At 71.4% G+C, this 22912-nt stretch carries 21 protein-coding genes; 7 read left to right on the top strand and 14 right to left on the bottom strand.

The features are described from left to right. Window positions 1-64: 64 nt before the first annotated feature. The 3 genes from ACZOOI_RS37300 to ACZOOI_RS37290 form a co-directional block, all read right to left on the bottom strand. Window positions 65-859 (bottom strand): DUF8175 domain-containg protein, encoded by a 795-nt coding sequence (locus tag ACZOOI_RS37300; RefSeq protein WP_391584237.1) that lies wholly within the window; start codon window positions 857-859, stop codon window positions 65-67. 56 nt (window positions 860-915) lie between these two features. Continuing rightward, window positions 916-1119 carry a hypothetical protein gene (locus tag ACZOOI_RS37295; protein WP_465284000.1) on the bottom strand — a complete coding sequence of 68 codons (204 nt, stop codon included), beginning with the start codon at window positions 1117-1119 and terminating at the stop codon, window positions 916-918. Window positions 1120-1247: 128 nt separating this feature from the next. Continuing rightward, window positions 1248-1775 (bottom strand): DUF6668 family protein, encoded by a 528-nt coding sequence (locus ACZOOI_RS37290; protein ID WP_465284121.1) that lies wholly within the window; start codon window positions 1773-1775, stop codon window positions 1248-1250. A gap of 637 nt (window positions 1776-2412) precedes the next feature. Between ACZOOI_RS37290 and ACZOOI_RS37285 the strand changes: the two genes are divergently transcribed. Further along, window positions 2413-4257: a vWA domain-containing protein gene (locus ACZOOI_RS37285; RefSeq protein ID WP_465283999.1), complete on the top strand. Its 1845-nt coding sequence runs from the start codon at window positions 2413-2415 to the stop codon at window positions 4255-4257. A 376-nt stretch (window positions 4258-4633) separates the two neighbouring features. Here the strand turns inward: ACZOOI_RS37285 and ACZOOI_RS37280 are convergent, their stop codons facing one another. From ACZOOI_RS37280 to ACZOOI_RS37265, 4 genes are all read right to left on the bottom strand, one after another. Then, entirely contained in the window at window positions 4634-5263 is a 630-nt protein-coding gene (locus ACZOOI_RS37280; protein WP_465283998.1) for a hypothetical protein, read from the bottom strand. A gap of 677 nt (window positions 5264-5940) precedes the next feature. Continuing rightward, window positions 5941-6873 carry an SAM-dependent methyltransferase gene (locus ACZOOI_RS37275; protein WP_465283997.1) on the bottom strand — a complete coding sequence of 311 codons (933 nt, stop codon included), beginning with the start codon at window positions 6871-6873 and terminating at the stop codon, window positions 5941-5943. 469 nt (window positions 6874-7342) lie between these two features. Next, entirely contained in the window at window positions 7343-8530 is a 1188-nt protein-coding gene (locus ACZOOI_RS37270) for a hypothetical protein (RefSeq protein ID WP_465283996.1), read from the bottom strand. Next, the gene (locus ACZOOI_RS37265) at window positions 8527-9927 is read right to left on the bottom strand and encodes a vWA domain-containing protein (protein WP_465283995.1); all 1401 of its coding nucleotides are present in this window, start codon (window positions 9925-9927) and stop codon (window positions 8527-8529) included. The genes ACZOOI_RS37270 and ACZOOI_RS37265 overlap by 4 nt, the downstream gene beginning before the upstream one ends. Before the next feature lie 803 nt (window positions 9928-10730). Between ACZOOI_RS37265 and ACZOOI_RS37260 the strand changes: the two genes are divergently transcribed. Then, window positions 10731-11984, top strand: coding sequence for a carboxylate-amine ligase (locus ACZOOI_RS37260; protein WP_465283994.1), 1254 nt, complete (start codon window positions 10731-10733; stop codon window positions 11982-11984). A 237-nt stretch (window positions 11985-12221) separates the two neighbouring features. Here the strand turns inward: ACZOOI_RS37260 and ACZOOI_RS37255 are convergent, their stop codons facing one another. Together ACZOOI_RS37255 and ACZOOI_RS37250 are read right to left on the bottom strand one after the other, a co-directional pair. Next, complete coding sequence (locus tag ACZOOI_RS37255; RefSeq protein ID WP_465283993.1) at window positions 12222-13103, bottom strand: hypothetical protein; 882 nt, start codon at window positions 13101-13103, stop codon at window positions 12222-12224. A gap of 454 nt (window positions 13104-13557) precedes the next feature. Continuing rightward, window positions 13558-14160 (bottom strand): flavodoxin family protein, encoded by a 603-nt coding sequence (locus ACZOOI_RS37250; RefSeq protein WP_465283992.1) that lies wholly within the window; start codon window positions 14158-14160, stop codon window positions 13558-13560. Between the two features lie 777 nt (window positions 14161-14937). Between ACZOOI_RS37250 and ACZOOI_RS37245 the strand changes: the two genes are divergently transcribed. From ACZOOI_RS37245 to ACZOOI_RS37235, 3 genes are all read left to right on the top strand, one after another. Continuing rightward, complete coding sequence (locus ACZOOI_RS37245) at window positions 14938-15405, top strand: Lrp/AsnC family transcriptional regulator (RefSeq protein ID WP_391584227.1); 468 nt, start codon at window positions 14938-14940, stop codon at window positions 15403-15405. A 199-nt stretch (window positions 15406-15604) separates the two neighbouring features. Continuing rightward, window positions 15605-16960, top strand: coding sequence for a pyridoxal phosphate-dependent decarboxylase family protein (locus tag ACZOOI_RS37240; RefSeq protein ID WP_465283991.1), 1356 nt, complete (start codon window positions 15605-15607; stop codon window positions 16958-16960). A 113-nt stretch (window positions 16961-17073) separates the two neighbouring features. Beyond that, a complete protein-coding gene (locus ACZOOI_RS37235) occupies window positions 17074-18876 on the top strand; it encodes a SpoIIE family protein phosphatase (protein WP_465283990.1) in 1803 nt (600 codons plus the stop codon). Between the two features lie 150 nt (window positions 18877-19026). Here ACZOOI_RS37235 and ACZOOI_RS37230 read toward each other — a convergent pair whose 3' ends face one another. Next, window positions 19027-19839 carry a hypothetical protein gene (locus ACZOOI_RS37230; RefSeq protein ID WP_465283989.1) on the bottom strand — a complete coding sequence of 271 codons (813 nt, stop codon included), beginning with the start codon at window positions 19837-19839 and terminating at the stop codon, window positions 19027-19029. A 171-nt stretch (window positions 19840-20010) separates the two neighbouring features. Between ACZOOI_RS37230 and ACZOOI_RS37225 the strand changes: the two genes are divergently transcribed. Further along, on the top strand, window positions 20011-20202 hold the full coding sequence (locus ACZOOI_RS37225; RefSeq protein ID WP_465283988.1) for a hypothetical protein: 192 nt from the start codon (window positions 20011-20013) through the stop codon (window positions 20200-20202). A gap of 77 nt (window positions 20203-20279) precedes the next feature. On the opposite strand, the gene ACZOOI_RS37220 is transcribed toward ACZOOI_RS37225, so the two are convergent. The 4 genes from ACZOOI_RS37220 to ACZOOI_RS37205 form a co-directional block, all read right to left on the bottom strand. Then, entirely contained in the window at window positions 20280-20477 is a 198-nt protein-coding gene (locus ACZOOI_RS37220) for a hypothetical protein (RefSeq protein WP_391584222.1), read from the bottom strand. 104 nt (window positions 20478-20581) lie between these two features. Then, window positions 20582-21451 (bottom strand): NAD(P)H-binding protein, encoded by an 870-nt coding sequence (locus ACZOOI_RS37215; protein ID WP_465283987.1) that lies wholly within the window; start codon window positions 21449-21451, stop codon window positions 20582-20584. A gap of 190 nt (window positions 21452-21641) precedes the next feature. After that, window positions 21642-21911, bottom strand: a complete 270-nt coding sequence (locus tag ACZOOI_RS37210; protein WP_465283986.1) for a hypothetical protein — start codon at window positions 21909-21911, stop codon at window positions 21642-21644. Between the two features lie 154 nt (window positions 21912-22065). Further along, window positions 22066-22326, bottom strand: coding sequence for a DUF3099 domain-containing protein (locus ACZOOI_RS37205; RefSeq protein ID WP_391584219.1), 261 nt, complete (start codon window positions 22324-22326; stop codon window positions 22066-22068). 179 nt (window positions 22327-22505) lie between these two features. Here ACZOOI_RS37205 and ACZOOI_RS37200 point away from each other — a divergent pair, with 179 nt between their 5' ends. After that, a complete protein-coding gene (locus ACZOOI_RS37200) occupies window positions 22506-22880 on the top strand; it encodes a hypothetical protein (protein WP_465283985.1) in 375 nt (124 codons plus the stop codon). Window positions 22881-22912 lie beyond the last annotated feature (32 nt).

Below are 22912 nucleotides of genomic sequence, written 5' to 3'. Positions count from 1 at the left end.
TGCGTCCGGTCGGGCGGTGGGCGGCCCGAGGCCGCGTGATCCGCCATGTTTTCCGCTCCACGTTTTAAGAGCCCCCCCAGGGAACGAACCCCTCCAGCGAGATCAGGTTTCTTCCTATCGGCGCGTCGGCGCCGTCCGGCTGGAGCTCCAACTTCCAGTCGCCGTGCGTCCAGACGACCGTGTGCACGAACGCCTGCAACTTGCCGTCCGGCGTGCGGCGCGCGATTTCCAGGGAAGCGGATTGGAAGCTGTAGGTGACGAACTTGAAACCGGCGATCTGCGACATGCTCCCGGGCTCCGGTGGTCGCGGGGCGCCACGGGTCAACTCCCGTTCGATGCGCGGAAGCGAATAGGCGTCCGCACTCGGCCCGGGCAGAACCTGCTCGGCGACCACTCGGAGCCAGTTTTCCGCCAAGGCGTACCGGGTGGTGATCTGCGCGACCGCCAACAGGGCGCCGGTGGGGGTCTGTTGGTAGCAGCGGGCCACGTCGCCCTGGGTGACCATGGGCCCGGCCGTCGAAGAGGCCGGCAGCAATACCGTGCGGAACGACTGCCAGGCGACGTCCCGAGGGGGTTGCGTCGGGCGGGTCACATCCGTCACCGGCGTGAAGGGACACTCGTTCGTTTCGGCGGACACGGAGTCCGGGACGGGAGCCAGGGTCACCGGGGCGAGGTTGGGCGCCGTGGAAGGCGGGGCGGATCGGGTCTTTCCGTCGTTGCCCGCCACGGCGAGATAGACGGCACTGAGGACGACGAACAGGATGACAAGTGCGGATGCGATGAAGCCGGGCTGTGTGAAACGGCTGCCTTCATCGTCGTATCCGCTCGATGCCGACTGTTCCTTTCTCAACCAGGCCATGCGCTCTACTCCGGATGGGGCCGCGAATCACGGTGAAAGGAGGACGGATTCGCGGCTCAGGTCACCCAGTTGAAGATGGTGGCCAGACTGCCGGAAACGATCACCGTGAGCATGGCCATGCCGAGTCCGACGAAGGACGCCTGCCCGCCGTCCTTGTGCGCCTTCCAGATCATGCCCGTGCATACCAGGGCGACCAGGAACGAGAAGGCGAGGATTCCGTAGGACACCACACCGGCGACCTTTGCGATGCCGTCGGTCAAACCGTTGTCCGGAGTGAAAGTCTTCGGGTTCGGCACGGACCGGCCGGGCGGCGGCGTCGGCGTCGGCTTGTCTTTTCCATCGGTTGCCCAACCCTGTATTCCGTGAATCGCTGTGAACACAGTAGTTATCACCAGGGGCCTCGGTTTCTCGCAACAACGTGGCTTAGATCTCCGGCCAGTCGGGCCAGCGGCTTCGGGAGTTCGGCGACCGGAGGGGTCTCCCCGAATCTCCACGGTTCGATCCAGGGGACGGCCCAGGTGCGGGGAAAGGCCCCGGCCACCAGCTTCACCAGATCGCGCAATGGTTTGGGCAGGGTGCCGGGCGCGTCGGCGACCGCCACCAGGCCCAGCAACCGGACCTGCGGCACGCCTCCCGAGGCCCACTGCCGGGCGGCCGTCTGTGCCGCCCGCAGACCCGGGACATTGGTGCGGGCGACGAGCAGGACGCTCGCCGAGGTGCCGTCACCGGGGACCGGCCAGTGCCGATCCGCGTCCCGACCGTCGGGGAACGTGGCGCTCAACATGCCGACTCCGGCACCGCCGTGACAGCCCAGCCACCACCACGGCGCCTGTTCGTTCGGGTGAAGGTGCCGAATCGGCAGACCCCCGTCGTGCGGAGGCAGTACCGCCCCGGGCCGAGGCCGAGTCGGCAACATCGTGGGCGGCGGGGCCGGTTGCGGGGCCAAGACCTCGGGCGATTCGGTGACGGTGGCGGTAATCCACGGATTGGTAACCGTCGGCTTGCTCATCGCACCTCCAGCCTCAACTCTTGGATCGGCTTTTTATCGCATGTGGATTTCACGCGACTCCAACGTGCCCGCCGTCCGGGCGGCCGCACGCAGGTGGACGCCACTGCACCTTGGGTGGGTGATATCTCGAACGCGCCGATTATTCGCCCTTGTTCCGGCTCCGGAGACCGGTCCGGTCGCATCGGATTCCTGCGGCAAGAGTACAAGAGCGCAAGCGGCCACCGATTCGGTTTTCCGGTTACACATTGCACTGGCAAAGGGCCGGACAGGCGAATACGAGTTTCGATGTGCACAGTGAATGTGCGCGATGCCATGACCGGAACGCGCCGGCGCGGTCACCGACCGGATGTTTGCAACTGCAACGGCGGTGCGATCGCCCGGCGGTGGACCTGCATGGGGCGGGCGGGGGTTGTAGGGGCACAAGTGGGCCGGTCATACGTACTGTAAGTGAACAATCGGAGCAAACAGGGCATCGGCAGGCGCTCCAAGATTTCTACTAGCGAATCTCTTGTTTGCTACTGCAATTCGATCTACATTCCCGGACATGAGATCCCGAGCACTTCCGGCTTGCGCGGCCGCGGCCCTCACGGTCGCGCTCGGTGCCGCGTCGGCACTGTCCGCCGGGCCGGCCGCCTACGCGACCGAACTCGAAGGACTGGCACCGGTGATGCTGGTGCTGGACGCCTCCGGTTCGATGAACGAGCGGGCCGCGACGGAGACCAGAATCGATGTCGCCAGGAAGGCGATCACGACACTGGTCGACACCGCGCCGGAGGGCTCCCGACTGGGACTGACGGTGTACGGCACCGGGCAGAGCGGATCCACCACCGACCGGGCCGACGGCTGCCGTGACGTCACGGTGGTACAACCCGTCGGCAGTGCCCGCGGACCGGACCTCAAGGCCGCGGTACAGGAGATCCGACCGATGGGCTGGACGCCGATGGGGCCGGCCCTGCGCAAGGCCGCCGCGGCGCTGCCGAACGAAGGCCCGCGCTCGATCGTGCTGGTCTCCGACGGCGAGGACACGTGCGCGCCGCCCGAACCCTGCCAGGTGGCGCGGGAACTCGCCGCTCAAGGCGTGGACATGCGCGTGCACACCGTCGGCTTCGCGGCCGACCCCAAGACCCGCGCCCAGCTCACCTGTATCGCTCGCGCCTCCGGCGGCACCTACGCCGACGCCCCGGACGCGGCCTCGCTGGAGCGCGAACTCACCCGGGTGACACAGCGCGCGCTGCGCAGCTACGAACCGACCGGGATCGCGGTCGACGGCGGCCCGGATCCGGCCCGCGCCGCGGCGCTGGCTCCCGGGAGCTACCTGGACGAGTTGGCCGACAAGGAGGTGAAGTACTACGCCGTGGACGTGCCCGCGGGCTACACCGCCTACGTCTCGGGCACCACCGTCAGCAGGATCAAGGGCCTCGAAGCGCTCGACGTCAAGCAGATCGGGGAGCGCGGTTCCGGCTTCTGCACCTCGGACACCGGCCTCGACCAAAACCTGTCCAAGGTCGTCACGGCTTCCGTGCGCTGGACGGCCTCCGGTACCGGGGCCAACGGATGTGGTCGACCGGGAAAGCAGGTGTTCTCGGTGACCCGCCGCGGTACAGGGCCGCCGGCGCCGCTCGAACTCCAGGTGCTGCTCGAACCGCAGGCCCTGGACCCAGGTCCCGCCGAAGCCGACATCGCGCGATACACCGAGCCGGGCGGCGCGGTGCGACCGGTGGTCGGTGGTGGCTCGTTCGCCTCGGCCACCACCCTGCCCGGTTCCGGCCACTACACCGACACCCTCGCCCCGGGGGAGTGGGCCTTCTACCGGGTCCGCCTCGACTGGGGCCAGAGCCTCGCCTTCCAGACCCGGGTCGGCGGTGGGAAGGAGATCATCGGAGTACAGACCCACTTCTACAATCCCATCCGCGAGCAACTGGCCCAGGACTCTTGGGGCGTGCACGACACCGAGCACATCTTCGCCAAGGGACTGGATCCCTTCGCCACCAGGCCGGTGCGCTTCCGCAATCGCAGCGACCGGCAACAAGAGGTCGCCGACATGCTGCCCGGCTGGTACTACATCGCCGTATCGGCCCAGGGCGAAGGGGAGTTGCGCTCGCTGGCCGTCGACGTGTCGGTGACCGGCAGCAAGGAACCCGGCCCGGTGTACGCGCACGCTTCCGGACCCGCCGGGTCCTCGACCCCGCCGGCGAACGAGTCACCGGCCACGCGCAACCCGATCCGGACCGAACCCAGGCTCACCGACTCGTCCGCGCGGGACGAGAAATCCGCAGCCTACGGCGGCCCGCTGGTCTGGGCCGGACTGCCCGCGGCGATCGTGCTCGGCGCCGGTCTCGCGGCGCTGTTGCTGCGGCGACGATCCTCCCGGAACGCGGGAAACCTGTGAACGCGCGCACCCGAACCGAACCACGAACGCAAAGGACGAGGAGATGACTTCCTCTCTCGACACCGGTCCTGCGGCGACGATCGACCCGAACCCCGCGAACCCGAACCCCACGAACCCGAATCCCATCACGAACGCAAAGGACGAGCAGATGACTTCCTCCCCCATGCCGCACAGCCGAGGCCGAGGCGGCGGTACCCGACGAGGCGGCTTCCGAGCCGTCGGCCCCCGGGCGCCGCGTGGCTCGTACGGTCCGCACCCCGGCTTTGCTCCGGCTCGCGACGACGCGACGTGCTTCGCACGGACGGCCCGGGGCAACTGAGACGCGAAACCGGACGCCGACCCCGACGGGGGTCGGCGTCTTTTCGTCGCCCCCGGCTCAGGCCGACCGCGAGACCATCTCCTCCGGCAGCATCCGGATCAACCAGTCGCGCACCGCCTCGGCCAGCTGCGTCTCCTCGATCCCGCGCCGGTCGAAGATCCGGAACCGCTCCGGGTCGTCCGCCGCGAGCAACCGGAACAGAGCCACCTTCTCCATGAGTTGGCCCGGTTCGGGGTTCTGCTCTCGGTCCTGGTGGCGCAACCGCTCGACGACCGCCTCCGGTTCGTCCATGGTGAGCAGCACCACGTCGGGCAGCGGACGCCACTCGGCGACGGTGGACAGGAAGCGTCGGGCGGCCCAGTGCGCCCGGTCCGAGTCGCCGGGATGACGGGTGACGGCGTCCTCGATCGCCGCGCTGTACACGCCGCGCTGCTCGACGACGGTGCGGCCGGCGGCCAGGAACAGCCGGGTCGATTCGTAGCGATGAGTCTGCATCGCGACCAGCGTCAGGGTCTCGGAAGCGGACCGTCCCCCGCGGATGTACGGCTCGCCCCCGACCGCATCGGCCAGCGCCATCAAGGTGGCGAAGTCCGGTCGGGCGTTCGGCTCGCGAGCCGACCCGACGAAGATCCGCGGAGGAGAGGAGATCGAGCGCAACAGCGCGGAACCGATGTCGTGCGCTTCCAATCCCTCCACTCCCAAAAGCAGGCCGGGGCGACGGGTTCGAGGACCCGCCGGTGTCGTGGATTCGCGTTTGCGTGTTGCCTCTTGAGCATTCTGCGGCATGCCCATATCCTCGCGAACCGCGACGGTGCGACAAAGGCCGCGACGGGCACCGGGGACCGGTAAACACCCGAGTAATAAAGGGAGTTCGCGCCCTCGGCGACGCCTGGGCGGCACGCTCCCACCGGCATCACGCCGAAGACCACCGTGACCGCGGGGCGAGTCACCGCGGCCACGGGGTCGATCGGATCGCGGCCGCCGGCCACTTCGCACCTCACGCCGGGTGGTCCGGCCCACGGCAGGAGGTCCCCGAGGCATCCGGGGCTTGCTTGGACAGCGTCTCCTGAACCGGGCCGGCGGGACCCCGACTGGGCCGGGTACCCGCGGGCTCCCGCCGCACCACCTTGTCGCTCCGGACCATCCGACGGCGTCCGGGCAACGGCGTTCATCGTCGCGAACCGCCGGCCATGTGGGAAAGGACGGCGTGGGTACCACGGTCCGGTAAATGCACTGGTAGCATCCGCGCTCCGGCGATGCTCCGTCGACGCTGCGCCGATCTCTGCCGACGCCTCCGCCGACGCTCTACCGCGTCCGTTCCGAACACCGGCCGTACACCGGCCGCGACCCGGCCCGAGTCCCCTCTACAGACACGAACGCCGGGAGGCGGGCATGCCGCGCCCCCCGCTCGAACACTGCCACCTACCCGCCGGTGGCGGCTTGACGGCGACGCCCGCATACATCCACTGCCGGTCGGCGTGGACTCGCGGCAGTCGGTCCGTGCGCCAGGACGCGACCGGAACCACGCCGGGTTCGATCAGGGTCAGCCCGGCGAACAGCGCGCCCACCTCTCGAGCGGTGCGCGGGAACAGCGGGGTCGCCGACTGCCGGTACGTCGCTGCGGTCGCGCGGGCCGCCTCCGGGCGCAGATCGGCGGCGGCGTGCGAGAGCAGCAGCACACTGCCCGGCTTGGTCGCGGCCATCACCTCGGCCACCGCGGACCAGGGATCGTCGGCGTCCGACAGGTAGTGCAGGACCGCGGTCAGGACCACCGCCACCGGCCGGTCGAAGTCCAACCCGTCTCGCCCGGCGGCCTGTTCCAACAGGGCACCGGGATCGCGAAGGTCCCCGTCGACCACGGACACCCGACCGGGGCGGGCGGACAGCGCCCGGGCATGCGCGAGGACCATCGGATCCCTGTCGACGTACACCGCCCGCGCGTGCTTCGTCCCGAGCAGCGCGCACTCGTAGGTGTCACCGGCCGCCGGGAGACCCACCCCGATGTCCAGGAACTGCCGGATCCCGACCCCGGTCGCGAACGACACCGCATGGCGCAGGAAGGCGCGATTGGCGAGGGCCATCGCGCGGACTTCCGGCGCCAGGGCGAGTACGGTCTCGGCGGTGCCGCGATCGACCGCGAGGTTGTTCTTGCCGCCGAGGTAGTAGTCGTACATGCGGGCGGCATGCGGGAAATCGGTGCGTATTCGCGGCGGTCGTGCCGACGGCACCTGTACCGACAAGTGCTCCTCGGGCAGGCACCCGACGGAGGAGCGGCAGTCCGTGGTCCGCTGGGACATCACCATCATCGACCTTCCCGATTCTCGGGTCGCGGTCCGGCCCGACCATCGGCGCGGACGGCGCGGCACAACTCCTCGCCGCCGAACCGCCGTACGCAGGGCAGGGCACGTGTCTCCTTCGGCATCGGCCATGGGGTTGCCGACCTGCGTTCCGGCAGTGTGCGCGAGCGGACGCCCTTCCGCCAGTCGCCGGAGGGGGGTTGCAGCAACGTTGCAACCACGGCCGCCCACCGGCTCCTTGCCCGTCCCGTGGAAGGGCCGGCACGGAATGCGTGATGCCCCGGTGGATTGGCCACCGGGGCATCACGTGGGCGTGAGGGCCCGAAATGTGTTGTCGTTGTGGGCGTAGGTCGTAGTAGGTAGCCGAAGCCGGTGGTTCGTAGCGGGTGGTTCGTAGCCGGAGGTTCGTCGTTCGCAGCTCCCGGCCCCGTGGTTCGCAGTTGCCGGCTCGTGGTTCGCAGCTCGTGGTTCAGTGCGAGCGCGGCGGGGTGCCGGGCGGGTGCTCCGGGCGGCGGGGGGTTTCGAACGCCTGGGTCACCTCGTGCGATTCGGGTGCCGTGCCCGGGGCGTACGTGGCTTGGTCGGGTCGCCACGTCGTCGAGAGAGGCGGCGTGTCGGGGGGTTCGGGCCGAGGCTGCGCCACCGGGCGGGCGGGTGGCCCCGTGTCGGGGGGTTCGGGGCGCGGTTGCGCGACCGGGCGGGTGTGTGGCGGCGCGGGATCGGACACCGTGGGTCCGGTGGACGGCGACGGGGATGCCGCGGTGGGTGGGTGCGTCGGAGCGGTCGGCGACATGTGCGCGGTCCATGGCGAGGCCGATGGTGCGGGCGCGGTGCCGGCGAACCGGCGGCGCAGCAGGTAACCGAGGCCCGCCGCGAGCAGGAGGGCGAACACCGCGCCGCCCGCCGGCGTACTCCAATCGGAGGCCACCGAGGACGAGTTGCCGCCCGTACCCGCCACCGGCGGCGCGGTACCGCTCGCGAGTGGTTGCGTCGTCCCCGAGGGAGGTGCCTCGGGGACCGTGCCGCCCGTCGGGCGAGGGTCCTCCTCGGGCCCCGCCGGCTGATCCGGACGTTGGACCACGGTGCCCTCGACCGACACCTCCAGCTTCACCGGCACCACGATGCCGCGCTGGGGCCCCTGGGCGCCCGAGATGGACATCTGGATGTAATAGGAGCCGCGCAGCGCGTACTTGTCGTCCTTGAACTCCTTGAACGAGCCTTTGGTGCCGTCGAAGTTCTCGTACTTCTTGCCGTCCCCCACCGTCCATGCACCCGAGGTGGCCTCGAAGTGGGTGGTTCCGGGCAGGATTTGGTTCGTCGGGTTGTCCAGGAGCGGAATGGCCTCGCGCAGCGGGTTGTAGAGATTGAGGACGAACCGGGGACCCTGCTTGTGTGGGAAGTCGGCCGGAATGTCGACGGACCCCTTGATGGAGAGCTTCTGCCCGGGCTGCACGAACACCCGCCAGAAGAGAAAGTCGCCCACGACCATGCTCTCGCGGTGGACCCCCGGTCCGATTTCGCCGGCGCTGTTGAAGGAGAAACCGCTCGGGCCGTCGGCAGCCGCCGCGGGAGCGGCGGCCACCACGCCGACGGCCGGTACGGCCAGGACCGCGGCGACCGCAGCCAGTGCCCTGCCTACGCGCATGACGTCGTTCACGCCTGCCCCCTCTGCCCACGCCGGGAGCCGGCCAGGAACGACCCGAGCGCGCCGCCCAGCAACACGGCGCCGGCAATCAGGCCGACGGTCACCGCGGTGCCGGGTCCGCCGTCGTCGTCCGAGGACGCGGTGACCCGGGCGCGGGTGTCGGTGCCGGGTGCCCCGGAGGGCGGGCCGCTCGCCACGGGTGCCGAGCGCTCGGGTGTGGGGTTGTTCGCGGCGTTCACCGCACCGGGACGCTTGGGATGGCTGATCAGGAGTTCGAGCAGGATCCGGCGCTGCGGATCGACCTCGGCGTTGTGCGAGATGCGCAGGCAGCCGATTCCGTCCGGGGCCCGGGCGGTGCTGTTCGACCCGCCGTTCGCGCCGGTGGTGACGATGTTGTTCGCCTCCAAGGCGACGCCCTCCTTCAGGATCCAGCTCTGGGGTTGGTCCGCGGGACCCGAACGGATGAACAGGTGGGTCAGAAAGGCCGAGTTCTCCCGGTCGTCGCCCGCGCGCATGCGTTCGGAGAAGATCGCGGTGGCGCCGATGGCAAGGTCCTCGTCCGGGTTCTTGCGAATGCGGTACCACAAGTCCCGACTGGTGACGAAGGCGTCGAGGTACTGACCGTCCTCGACCATCGGCGCGTTCGCACAGCCGGTCGTCGCCCCCCGGATGGGTCGGCCGGACGCGTCGTAGGGAGTCCAGGCCCGTCGAAAGAGGCTGGACATGTTGGAGACCAGCGAGTCGGTGTCGTTCGCGTCGGCGTAGACCCCACCGCCGGCGGTGGAGATGCACTTGAGTTGCTCCCGGGCTGCCCCGGAGACGTTGAAGCCGACCGTGTCGACCGTCAACTTCGTACCGCGCGCATTCAACTCCCGGGCCACCTCGCAGGGTTGCGGAGGTGCGCAGGTGTCCTCGCCGTCGGAGACCAGGATGACGTGTCGCTCGCCCTGGGTGCCGAGGTCGTCGGAGGCGGCGCGCAGGGCGTTGCCGATCGGAGTGAAGCCCACGGCGTTCAGGGCGGCGACCCGCTGCCTGGCCGCGGTTTTGGCGCCCTCGCCCATCACCGCGACCGGCACCAGGAGTTGGGTGTCGGCGCAGCCGGCGGCCTTGTCCGCGCCGGGATACGTGGCGCCGTAGACGCGGATGCCCACCTGGGCGTTGGCCGGAGCCGCGTCGATGATGCGGTTCACCGCCTGCTTGGCGGCCTCCAGGCGGGTCTGTCCGCCGGCGTCGTTCTGCTTCATCGAACCGGACAGGTCGAGTACCAACTCCACCTTGGCCGGCACCGCCTCGGCCGGTGGAGCGGGGTCGGCCGCCGCGGCGGACACCGGCCCGTACAGCGCCAGGGTCACCGCGCCCAAGGCGACGGCCGAGCGGGTGCGTAGGTATCGGATCACGAAGTCGATCATGGGATCCAATGCCTCGGATGCCAAGGGGGAGGGCCCATCACGGTTCCCTCACAGCACCATGAGGGACCGGATGGTGCCGAGCCCTGGACGGCGGTCGCCGTTCCGTGCTTCGCTGTCGGCGGTCGACCACCGCCACCCGGCGGCGACTTGCGGGAAGAGGAGCGCCGGGCGGTCTCGTAGGACACGTAAGAGGAACGCCGCCGGGCGGAGGCGTAGGACGCGTAGGACACGCGAGGGGAGCGCCGCCGGGCGGACGCGTAGCGCTCCTGAGAAGAGCGCCGAGCCGGCCGAGTGGAAGGAGCGCCGGGGCGGTCACGTGCCCTTCCGCTCGCGCCTCCCGCGTGCCCGGCGGGGTCCTTGCGACGCCCGTGCCGCCTGCGGACCCGCGCCGGACGACGGGGGACACGACGAGCAGGCTCGCACGGTCGGTCTCGGTCACGGCAGCGTGAACCAAGCCCGAGCCTGTCCGCGGGTCGGCCTCATCCTCGACGTCGCCGTCCGCGATCGATAGCCATATCGCGCACGATCGGCCCCACGGCGTGTACGGGCCCGTGCGCGGGGCGACGAACGGGATGCGTCGTCCCTTTTCGTGACCGTGCGTGATCGAGGCCCAGAACCCGGCGCGCTGAGCGCAAGACTTCCTGGACCCAATGGGACTTGGCAGCGCGGTCACGGGGTCGCAGTCTTGTCCAACGGCCTTGTAGGCCAATGGTTTTCGGGCACCTCGGACCGTCGGCTACAGACTTGCGCGAGCCGTCGGCGCCGGTTGCCGCACCGAACTCGAGCAGTCCCGTTCCACGGGTATGGATCCGGCGCCGCCATCGGACGCGCCGCGCACGACAACCGACGCGATACACATCTCAGGGGGACATATGTCGATTCGGACTGTGGGTGTCGAAGAAGAGTTTCACATCGTCGACCGACGGACGGGGCGGTTGACCCCGGCCGGTACGGAACTGCTCGCCGAGCTTCCGGCGGTTGGTTTCACCGGCGAAGCCAAGGAAGCCTCCATCGAGACCAACAGCGAACCCCATCTCGAACTGGCGGACCTGCGCGCCGACTTGATTCGCTCCCGCACGCTCTTGGCCCAGGCCGCGGAGAAGATCGGCGTCGCGGTGATCGCCTCGGGGACCGCGCCGTCGATGGAACTGACGGACTCGCCACAGGCCGCGGGGGATCGCTATGCCGCGATCAAGCGCGACTACGCGTTGGTGGCGGACGAACAGGTGGTGTGCGGTCTGCATGTGCACGTCGGCGTCGAGGATCGGGACGTGGCCGCCCGGGCGATGTCCTGGATCTCCCCGCACCTGCCCACCCTCCTGGCGCTGTCGGCGAGTTCCCCCTACTGGCTCGGTGTCGACACCGGCTACGCGAGTTGGCGCAACATGCTCTGGCAGCGGTGGCCCTCGGCGGGCCCGGCGGACGACTTCGCCTCGGCCCGAGAGTACGACGACATGTTGGAGGGCATGGTCCGCTCGGGGGTGATCCTCGACCTCGGCATGCACTACCAGGACCTGCGCCTGTCCTCGCACGTACCGACGATCGAGATGCGCATCTGCGACGCCTGTCCCGACGTGGACACCTCCGTCCTGATCGCCCTCCTCTTCCGTGCCCTCGTGCAACGCGGCGTTCGGGCGGCCGAGAACGGAGAACAACCCCGACGGCATTCCCAGGCGTGGTTGCGCGCCGCGACCTGGCGGGCCGCCCGCTCGGGACTGGAAGGGCTTTTGATCGACCCGACGACGATGGCCACCGATTCGGCGCGCGTGGTCGTGTGGCAACTGATCGAGGAACTGATGCCGGACCTGGTCGCCTCCGGCGACCTCGCCTTCGTCCGGACCGTCGCGCGACGGCTGTTGGAAGAGGGCAGCAGCGCCGCCCGGCAACTGCGCCTCAAGGACCCGTCGCCGCGCGCCGCCGTGGAGCTGCTGCGCGCCCAGACCCTTACCTTCGCCGACTTCCCGGGTGCCTTTGCGAAACCCCAAGGCGGCGCAACGCCGAACCCCACGACTGCGGTCCCGACCCGGACCGCCGACTCGTCGACGCTGGTCGCCTAGGCTCGACCCTTTTGTCTTCGACGCGGTCGGCGAAACGGCGCGAGCGCGTGACCCCTCGGCGATCGTCACGACCCGCGTGATCCTTCGGTGACCACCACCGACCCGGTGACCACCACGACCCCACGAAGCAGCGCGCTGGAACCGGTGCCTACCGCCCCCCGCACCGTTTCCAGCGGCTTTTATTTGCTCGGGCCTGCCGTCGGGCGGCCTGCCGACCGGCCGGGCACGACCGTCGGCCTACGACCCCGCCGCGACCGAGCGGCGGTCCAGGGAGTCACCCACGAGATGGTAGATGGCGTTCTGCGCCGCGACATGCTTGTCGACCTCAGCCGGCGTGCGGTCCGTGCCGTCCATACGACCGGTCATCTCGTAGATGAAGTAGCGGTACAGCGATTCGCTGACCCAGCCGTACTTGTCCTCGAACGGCTTGGTGATCGGGTCGGCCGGTTGTATGACCTGGTTGTACACGCCCGCGTCGCTGTCGGCGAGCGTTGCCGCAGCGATCGCGGTGGGCATCTCCAGCACGCCGACGGTGGTCTGGACGTTGTTGGCCTTGTCCACGTACAGCGCCGCGACCGCGCGGGTGCACCCCAACTTCTTGATCAGTTCGGCGGCTTCTCCGGAGGCGATCGGGGCGCAGGTGTCGAGGATCTTCACGCAGGTTCGGGTCAGCGTGCCGCCCGGGTACTTGTACGGGAGCTCGGGGAGGCCGAAGACCTCGTCACCGGTCAGCGGCACGGAGTTGGTCGAGGCCGAGCGCAGGTCGTCCTTGGTGAGCGTGCCCCGGGTCGGCTTCGCGGTCGCGGTGATGGTCGCGCACGGCCTCGGCGTCGGGCCGGTGGAGCCCGTCGGAGCGGCGCCGGGTGAGGTGAGGGTGGAGGCAGACGCAGCGGGTGCGCCGGGCGCGGCCGGAGGTGTCGACGGCCCGGGCGGCCGTGTGCCCGCAGCCGGGGAAAGGGCCCGGGCCCTTTCGTCGTTGCCGCCGCCACACGCGCTGGACGTGGCCAGGACGGCCAATGCGCAGGCGATCACCGCGATACCCCTGACCTGCCCCCGTCGGGCGGCGGCCGGGGACGTGCGGCGGGCGTCGTGCGCATGTTGCGTACCGTGCTCGGACATCGGGACTCGTTTCGCATCACGGCCGCCGTCCGGCGGGCCCGCTGGGGCGGCCGGATCCGGTCGCACCGGCTGACAATCGCGGGAAACCTACCATCGGGTCGCGCAGCAAGATCCACTTCACGGACCGATATCCCGAACTCCGCGCGAATTGGCTGATGCGGAACGCCTGCGGCCGGCCGGCCGGATGCGGGTGGTCGGCGCCGGAGCGTGCGCACTCGCGGGCGGGCGGACGGGCGGATCGGGACGGCGTCGTGGAGGCGGAGGACGCCCGTGTCGTGATGGAACCCCTCGACTCGCCCCAACGCGCGACAGCCGACGCACGCCCCACCCACCGCTCCTCGACTCGCCCCACGCGCGGCAGCCCCTGCTCTGCCGCCCGACGCACGCACGCCGCCTCCGGCACCCTTCGACCGGCCCCAACGCGCGGCAACCCCCGCCCTGCCGCTCCGCGTGCTCAGACCGTCAGTGCCCGTTCCGCGCGTAGTGCCGCCGCGATCTCGACGCAGCGGCGGGTCTGGGTCCGGGCGAGGTCGAAGGAGAGCATCGTCGGGTCTTCCGTGCCGCCGGCAGGTGCGGGTGTGGGCGTGGGCGTGGCGACCGAGCGTTTCGCTTCGCTCGTCGAATCGCCGGGTAGGGGCCGGTAGACGATGCCGAAGCTGCGCATCAGTCCGCCGTGCAACGTACCGGGGGCGGGCGCGGTGACGAACACGCCGAACACCTGATGCTCGGTGCGGCGTTCCCATTCGTCCCGCATCTCGCGCGCGGCCGACGCGGTCGCCGGCGCGGTGGCGGAGTCGGCGAGCCGGCGCAACAGCGCGACGACGTCGCCGTTCCGGGCCGGGGCGCCGAGCACCACGACGTCGGCCCAGGTCAGATCCCGCGTCGTCGCCGGTGGATCGGCCTTCGCGTCGGTCGGTGGCCGGTCCGGCGTCGCCTCGGGCAGCCTGCGCAACCGCACCTCGGCGCCGGTGTTCCAGGCGACCGCCGCCACCGCGTCGGCCAGCGCCCGAACACACTCGGCGGTGTCGTGGTAGATCACTGCGACCTTGATACTCATCCTTCTCGTCTCCTCTGCCGGTACTCCGACGCCCGGCCCGCGTTCGCGGGTCCGGCCCGGGCTCACCTCACGCTATGCGCGGGCGGACCGTGCGGAGCTGCCCGTACACGCCACGAAGAGGACCCCTCGCGCCAGACGGTTCGTCGCCACACGCCACCACCCGTTCCGGTTCGATCGAGCCGGGCCGATCGACCCGGCCGTCCGCCGTCACCCCACCGCCACCTGAATCGCCGTCAGCCGACCCTGCCGACGCAACTCACCCCGCCCGCACGCAACTCGCCCCGCCCGCATGCAGCACCCCCGCCCGGTTGCAGCCCCCGCCCGGCCGCCACCGCCTGACCCACCGGCGCCCGCGGCAGCTTCGAACGATCAGTTCGCCGCCCACCAGATTCTGCGGGGACACCCACAATCCGCGCCTGCCCTTTTTCGCCTCGACCCGCCGGCCGGGCAAGCCCGCACACACCCCGCCCGCGTCGCCGCCGACGACCTCGCCCGGATCCGGCCGCGCAACGACCACGGCCGCACAACGACCACCGCACCGCCGACCGCAGCCCGGAGCCCGCGTCGCAGCCCCCAGCGGCCCCCCAGCGGCCCCCGCGGCTCCCGACAACCCGAGCCGGCCCCGCAGCAGCCCAGCACCAGCCCGGCAGCAGCCCCCAACAGCCCCGCACCCCAGCCCCGGTGGGCTACCGTCACTGTGCCCCGTCCGCCCGCCCCCGCCGCCCCGAACCCCGCCCGACCCGCCCGACCCGTACCCGCACCCAGGAGACCCGATCGATGGCGCTGGACCCGCTGGACAGCCGAATCATCACCGCGCTCATCGACGACGCGCGCTCGACCTACGCCGAGATCGGCACGCGGGTCGGCCTGTCCGCGTCCGCGGTCAAGCGGCGGGTGGATCGGCTGCTCGCCGCCGGCGTGATCACCGGCTTCTCCGCGTCGGTCGAGCCCGCCGCGCTCGGCTGGACCACCGAGGCGTTCGTCGAGCTGTACTGCGTCGGGCGCACCTCGCCGAGCGAGATCGGCAAGGCGCTGGCGAAGTTCCCCGAGGTGGTCTCGGCCAGCACCGTCACCGGCGACGCGGACGCGGTGGTCCACCTGCTCGCGGCCGACGTGCAGCACTTCGAGCGGGTCCTGGAGCGGATCGCCGCCGAGCCGTTCGTGGTGCGCTCGAAGAGCTGTGTCGTGCTTTCCAGGCTGGTCAGGCGCAACGGAACAGCCTGGCAGGGAGTGGAGACGCAATAGATCGGCGTCGGCGCGCAAGATCGACCTCTTGGCCCGATCGCACGCCTGTACGTAGGGTTTGAACTGCCGGTGCAGACCGACCCGGCACCCTCATCCGGCTTTCGTGAGAACGCCACCCGCGTGGGAAACGCCCTCCCCGCGGGCACCCAACCCTGCGCGGGTGCCTCGCCCGAACGCGCCGAGAGATTGCCGAGCCCACATGCGCATGCACCGGTACGATCCCGCTCTCGCCGACCTGGTCTTCGACTACATGCGGGAGCGGCTCGCCCTGGACCCGGTGCCGCTGGACCACCCCGGGCGCAAGGACAAGCTCGACCGCGCGCTGGACGGCCTGATCGGCGCGCACGGCAACGACCCGGGCGAGGTGATGTCGATCTACGCCGACCAACTCGCGCCCGCGGTCATCTCCTGCGACAGCCCGCGCTTCCTGTCCTTCATCCCGGCCGCGCCGACCAAGGCCGCGCTGCTGTTCGACATGGTCGTCTCGTGCGCGTCCCTCCAGGGCATCTCCTGGCTGGAGGCGGCCGGCGCGGTGGCCGCGGAGAACCAGGTGCTGCGCCTGATCGCGGACCTGGCCGGACTGCCCGCGGGCGCCGGCGGCTGCTTCGTCAGCGGCGGCTCGGCGGGCAACCTGTCCGCGCTCGTGGTCGCCCGGGACATGGGCCGGCGACGTACCGGTGCCACCGCCCGGGACCGCCTGCGGATCGCGGTCAGCGACCAGGCGCACTCCTCGATCGGCAACACGCTGCACATCATCGGCATGGAACCGCTCGTGGTGAAGACCACCGACCACCGCCTCACCGGCGAAGCGCTGCGCGCCGCACTGGCCGCCGATCCCGACGCGGACGACGTGGTGGGCGTGGTCGCCACCGCCGGCACCACCAACGCGGGCATCATCGACGACCTGGCCGGGATCGGCGCGGTCGCCCGCGAGCGCGACCTGTGGTTCCACGTGGACGGTGCCTACGGCGGCGCGGGCCTGCTCGCGCCCAGCGTGCGCGCCCGCTACGACGGGATCGAACTGGCCGACTCCTTCGTGGTCGACCCGCACAAGTGGCTGTTCGCGCCGTTCGACTGCGCGGCGCTGGTGTACCGCAACCCGGCCCCGGCCCGCGGCGTGCACACCCAGGACGCGTCCTACCTCGACGTCCTGCACACCGACGCGCCCGAGGAGTGGAACCCGACCGACTACGCCTACCACCTCACCCGGCGGGCCCGCGGTCTGCCGCTGTGGTTCTCGCTCGCGGTGCACGGCACCGACGCGTACACCGAGGCGATCGAGGTCGCGCTCACCCTGGCCCGGGACACCGCGGAGCTGATCCGCGCCACCCCGCACCTGGAACTGATCCGCGACCCGGAGCTGTCCGCCGTGCTGTTCCGCCGCACCGGGTGGAGCGCCGACGACTACCTGAAGTGGTCGCACCGGCTGCTCGCCGGCCAGGTCGGCTTCGTCACGCCAACCGGTTGGGAGGGCGAGACGGTGGCCCGCTTTGCCTTCCTGCATCCGGGTACGACCATGGCTATGGTCGAGGAGATCCTGGCCACGATGGTGTAACGCACTGCGGCCTGCCGCTCGCGCGTTCGGGTTGCCGTGGCCCAGACTGGAACCCGAAGGTCGGCTTCCGGGGGCCGGGCGCCTCACGGGACCCGGGGCTGGAGAGGACAGGCGTGGCGCTGGACGAGTATGCGGACCCGCCGATGACGGTGCCGGAGGTCGACGCCGTGACCGGTGCGGTGGCACGCCTGGTCGGGGCGAACGGCCGCGACCCGCGCGAGGCCGGCGCGTACGCGGTGCTGCAGGGCCTCCTGGACGGCACCCGCGCCGCGGTCGCGGTGATGAGCCCGGGCCTTCGCTACCTCTACGTCAACCCGGCCCTGGCCCGGATGAACGGCATCTCCGCCGAGGAGCACCTGGGCCGGACCATCGGCCAGGTGCTCCCGGACGTGGACGCCCAGGAGGAGATCCTGCGCGCGGTGCTCCGCGACGGCGTGGCCCGCGAGGCCACCTCCACCGGGATCACCCACGCGGGCCCGCCCGACCGCCGCTGGTGGCACGGCGCCTACCACCGCCTGGAGCACGAGGGCGAGGTGGTCGGCCTGGCCGGCGTCATCCTCGAAGTCTCCGAGTCCCGCCGCACCCAGATGGAACTGGACGCGGCCCGCCGCCGGCTGGCCTTCCTGGACGCGGCCGCGACCCGGGTCGGCACCACCCTCGACCTGGTGGAGACCTGCGAGGAACTGGCCGAACTCTTCGTCGCCGAGCTCGGCGACGTGGCCGCGGTGGACGTGTTCGCGGTCGAGGGCGCCAACGGCACCCCGCACGCGCCGCAGGACATGGTGCGGATGTGGCGTGCCGCGCTGTCGCACCGGCCGGGGATGGCCGAGCAGGCCGCGATCCTGCGTCGGCCCGGCGAGAACGTGGACTACCAGCAGGGCTCGATGGTGCCGCGTGCGCTGAGCGAGCGCAGCCCGGTGGTGGTCAACCGGGTCAGCGACGAGGAACTGGCCCGCGAGGTGTCCAGCCCCGACCGGGTCGACGTCTTCCGCTCGGTCGGCCTGCACTCCATCGTGGCGCTGCCGCTGGTGGCCCGGGGCAGCGCGATCGGCATGGTCACCCTGGCCCGGCACGGCGTGGCGCCGGCGTTCTCCACCGAGGACGTGGTGCTGGCCCGCGACCTGGCCCGGCGCGGGGCGATCAGCGTGGACAACGCCCGCCGCTACGCGCACGAGCACGACATCGCACTCGCCCTCCAGCACGCGCTGCTCGCCGCCCCGGACGCACCGCACCCGGACATCGAACTGGCCTCGCGCTACCGGCCCGCGGGCAGCAGCGTCGAGGTCGGTGGCGACTGGTACGACGCGGTCGCGCTCAGCGGCGGTCGCACGCTGCTCGCGGTCGGCGACGTGATGGGACACGGCGTGCAGGCCGCGGTGGAGATGAGCCAGTTCCGGGCGCTGCTGCGGGTGCAGGCGCGCTCCGACCTGGAGCCGCACGAGATCCTGGCCGCGGTGGACCGCACCAGTACCAAGGCGGGCATCGAACGGGTGGCCAGCTGCCTGCTGGTCCTGGTCGACCCGGCGGCGGGCACGGTCACCTTCGCCAGCGCCGGCCACCTGCCGCCGATGCTGGTCGGCCCGGGCGACGCGGCCGAACTCGTCGACGTCCCCGTGGGACCGCCGTTGGGCACCGGGTTCGGCGGCTACACCTCGGTGCGCCGGCGCAGCGAACCCGAGCGGGTCCTGGTGATGTACACCGACGGCCTGATCGAGCGCCGGGGCGAGGACATCGGCGAATCGCTCCAGCGGCTGACCCGGGTCGGGTTGACCGCCGAGACCCCGCTGGTGCGTCTGGTGGACACGCTGATCGCGCGCATGGTCACCGACAAGCCGGAGGACGACATCGCGGTCCTGGCCGCACGCCAACGACCGGCGGGCGGGCCCGGGGCCGCGGGGGCGACGCCGGGTCGGTGATCCGCGCGGTCGTTCGGCTACCGGGCGTCGACGTCGGCCGGGTCTGCACCCCGGCGGTCGGCCGTGCGTCGGCGTGCGGGCGGGAGAGCGGAGATTCCGGACGGCGTGCGAGGTGTGCGCCCGCGCGTGCCCGGCGTGTGTCGTACCCGCTCATCCGGAGCCCACCCGCACGCGGCGCCAGGTGTGTCGGGCGCCTTCGACCTCGCGTCGTCCCCGGGGCTCGGGGTTCGGCGCCACGGGCATGGGTGCGGGCGCGGCCACCAGCCGGCCGGCGATGGTGTCCTCGAAGCGGCGGCGGATCGGCTTCCAACGGGCATCGCGGCGGGCCGCCCGGGCGGTGGCGCGACGCAGCCTGCGGGGTTTGTCGCGGTAGTACCGCCGGGCCCACGGCGAGCCGGGTCGGGCCAGCCGGATCCCCGCGACGATGTTGACGATCGGGATGAACACGCCGATCACGCCGGTGCCGACCTTGCCCTTGGCGAAGGTGATCGCGGCCATCACCACATCGAGCAGCAGCACGATCGACCAGGCCACCAGATCGTCGACGGTGTGGCCGTCCGGCGTCGCGTCGAAGGGCACGAAGCCGCTCGCGGCCAGGCCGACCGCGGCGGTGGCCAACACGGTGGCCTCGATCGAGATCCGGCCCTGCTCGGTCCAGTACACGTCGGACAGGTGCACGATCATCCCGAACTCGTCCAGCACCAGTCCCGCGCCGATCCCGAGCAGCACGCCCGCGATCGACCGGGCGACCAGGTATTCGCCGCTGCCGACCGCGAGGAAGCCGCCGATCAGGGCGAGCACGATGCCGGGCACCACGTGATGGATGTGCACACCGCCGCTGCCGATGTTGTGAAAGGGACCGCGGCCGGCCCGGATCAGGCGGGTGATCGTGCGTGTCACCAGGAAGGTGAGCAGCAGCGACGCGAACGCCAGGCTCATCGGCAGCCGACCTGCGTGGATCATCGGGCCACGCTGCCGGGCGGCCGGTTCCGGTGCTCCGCCATCGGCACCCCTCCTCCGGGTCGGTGCTCCTGTTCCCGGTGCCGCGGCGGACTACGAACGCCGAACAGGTGAACCGGGACGTCTCGGCGGGCGCCGCGGTGACCAAGCGCACGCGGTCTCGTTGGGTGGGACATGATCAAGCGCATCGTCACCGCCACTCTGGCCGGCACCGCCCTCGCCGTGTCCTGCGGCGCCTCCGTCGCCCATGCGCAGGAACCGACGCCGAACACCGGCCGGGTCGCCGGCGTCCCGAGTGCCGTCTACCCGGACGGCCTGAACACCCTGAACACCGTCAACCCGCTCGCGGGCACGCTGCCGCTGTAGGGCCGGTCTTCGATTCCACGCCGAGCACCGCGACACCCGGCATCCGCCCTCTCCCGCAGCAGGCCCCAGGGTCGCGGTCACTCGTCGTCGAGCGCGCGGCGCAGTTCCTCGGCCTCCCGGTTGGCGGCGGCGAGATCCTCCGTCATCCGGCGGGTGCCCTCGGCCACGCCCGCGTCCCAGATGCGTTGCACCAGGGCATTCGCACGATCCTGCGGCAGGTCCGTCTCGCGCATCAGCAACTCGGTCAGCTCGATGATCGGGTGTTTGGGGTGCATGGCCCCAGCAGACCCGGCCCGGGAGCCGGCCGCACCCGGACACGGCCGGTCGGGGGAGTCGCCGAGCCGGGCCGGGACGGGTACCGGCGGCACCGGGGCGGACCCTACGCCCGGAGGTGCTCCCAAGCCTGCGGGTGGGTGGTCAGGTAGCCGGCCAGGTTCTGCGCGGGCCGGCCGGTCAGCATCGGGACCGCGGTGGAGACCTTGGCCATCTCGCCGGTGGCGATCGCCTCGTACGAGGTCACCCAGCCCGCCATCTCCCACGCCGGCGCGTTGTACTGCGCGCGGGAGGCGTAGGCCTGGTCCCGGGACTCCGCGACGTACTCGATCAGCCGCCCGGTGAAGCGGGTCAGCTCGGCCGCCGCCTCCGCGAGGGTGATCGCCTCGGGGCCGGTGAGGTCGTAGGTGAGGTGGTCGTGCGCGTCGCCGCCGAGCAGTACGGCCGCCGCCGCGTCCGCGACGTCGTCGTGCGCCACCGCCGCGACCCGCCCCTGCCCGCCCGGGCCGCGAATGGTCCCGTCGGTGCCGACCATGGCGGGCAGTACGGCCAGGTACAGACTGTCGCGCAGAAACGTGTGCCGCAGCCCGGTGTCCCGGATGTGCTGCTCGGTGTGCCAGTGGTCGCGCGCGAACGTGAACGTCGCATCCGGCGCCGCGCTCTGGAACGACACGTAGACGATCCGCCGGATGCCGACCGCGACCGCGGCGTCCACGGCGCAGATGTGCTCACGGACCCGATCGGCGCTCTCGCGGGCCGAGACCAGGAACAGCGTGTCCGCCCCCTCCAGAGCCCGCCGCATCGCCGCCGCGTCGCCGTACGACGCGGGCGGGGCGTGCACCGCACCGTCGAACTCGGGCAGCCGCGACGGATCCCGGCCCACCAGACGCTGCGCCGTGCCGGCCTCGGCGAGCCGGCGGGCGACCCGGCCGCCGATCTGCCCGCTCGCTCCGGTGACCGCGATGACTGGTCCCATGACGACGTCCTCTCCCGGCCCGAAGGCCCGACGGTCCGGCTGCGCGTTCGACGGCCGCACGGCACCCGCGGCTCGGGCACCGACCCTACTGCCCGGTTGTCCGGCTTTCCTCGAACCGGGCCGGTACGGCGCGCCCTTGCCCGCCTCGGCCGATCCGGGACCCCGGCTTCGCCTCGGCGTTGTGGTCGGGTCAGCGCAGGTCGTCGAGCGGGCCGAGGACCAGGTCCAGCACCGGCCTGGCCCGGTCGACCAAGTCGTTTGCCTGGTCGGGGTATTTCGCGGCGAGGATCACCGCGCAGATCACCACCGGCAACAGGAGCACCCCGCCGACGCCCGAACGCCCGCTGCGCCGGCGCCGCCGATCGGCGGCGGACATCTGCTCCCGGAAGACCGGCCGATCGACGTCGTTCCGGAACGCCCGAGCCTGCTGTGCCGCCTGCATACCCGGATCGATGAGCATCTCGGTTACCCTCCGCCTCGCCCGCGCGATCGCGAGTCGATTCCTGGGACGGGCCGGGCAGTTGCCGTGGTTCGTGGTCTGCGCGGTTGTCACCGCGTCGGTACGATTCCGTGACCCCGCGACCGACGACCGGACGGCATCGTGACCGCAGGCACTACTCGTCCCACCAGCGGTCGCCGCGCTCGCGACGGTTGGCCACGATCACCGCGAAGGGCGGGATCGCCATCGCGACGATGGTCATGCCCGCGGCCGCCGGGAACGACCAGCGGTAGACCACGGTGCCGGCGAGCAGGAACAGCAGCAGGCAGATGCCCATCATCACGAAGTAGCGCTTGCGTCGACGGCGCTGGGACGGAACCGGCCCGGACGGGGTGGCACCTCCTCCACCGGGGCCGCCCGGATCGTTGGTGCTCATCTGTTCACGGTACGTCTTCGGGCCGCCGGGCGGGCCGGTGCGCAGGGCGCGGGCGGCCGGTCCCCGGGAGTTACCCCGAGATGACAATATTGGTATAGACCTTTCGGGCCGGACGGTGTTGACTGGCGCCGAGGCGGGACCGCGGGTCCGTGCCGATCGCCGGAAAGGAATCAGTCGCCATGACGACCGTCTCCCCTCCGTTCGTCGGCGCGCCCGCCGCCTACCTGCGGTGCTATCCCCGTGATCCCTGGGAGATGGCCGCCCATCGCAACGCGCTGACCGCGTATGCGCAGGGCCTGGGGCTGAGCCGGCCGGTGGTGTGTCTGGACAACGGCGTCTCCTCGCGCGAGGAGCAGCCGGAGTTGGAGAACCTGCTGGCCAACGTGATCGCCGGGGTGGTGCGGACGGTGCTGATACCGGGTCCGTGGGTGTTCGCCCTCGATCCGGAACGGGCCCGGGCCACGGCCGAACGCCTGCGCGCCGCCGGCGCCGAGATCATCGACCTCCCGGGCCGCTGGCACGAACGAGACGGCCGCCGCATCGCCCGCTGGTGACCTCCCGACGCCCGGCCCAACCACGACCCCAA

The organism is Embleya sp. L77 (assembly GCF_055557415.1).
Note: the sequence above shows the minus strand (reverse complement) of the source record. Positions and strands in the feature narration are given on the sequence as shown.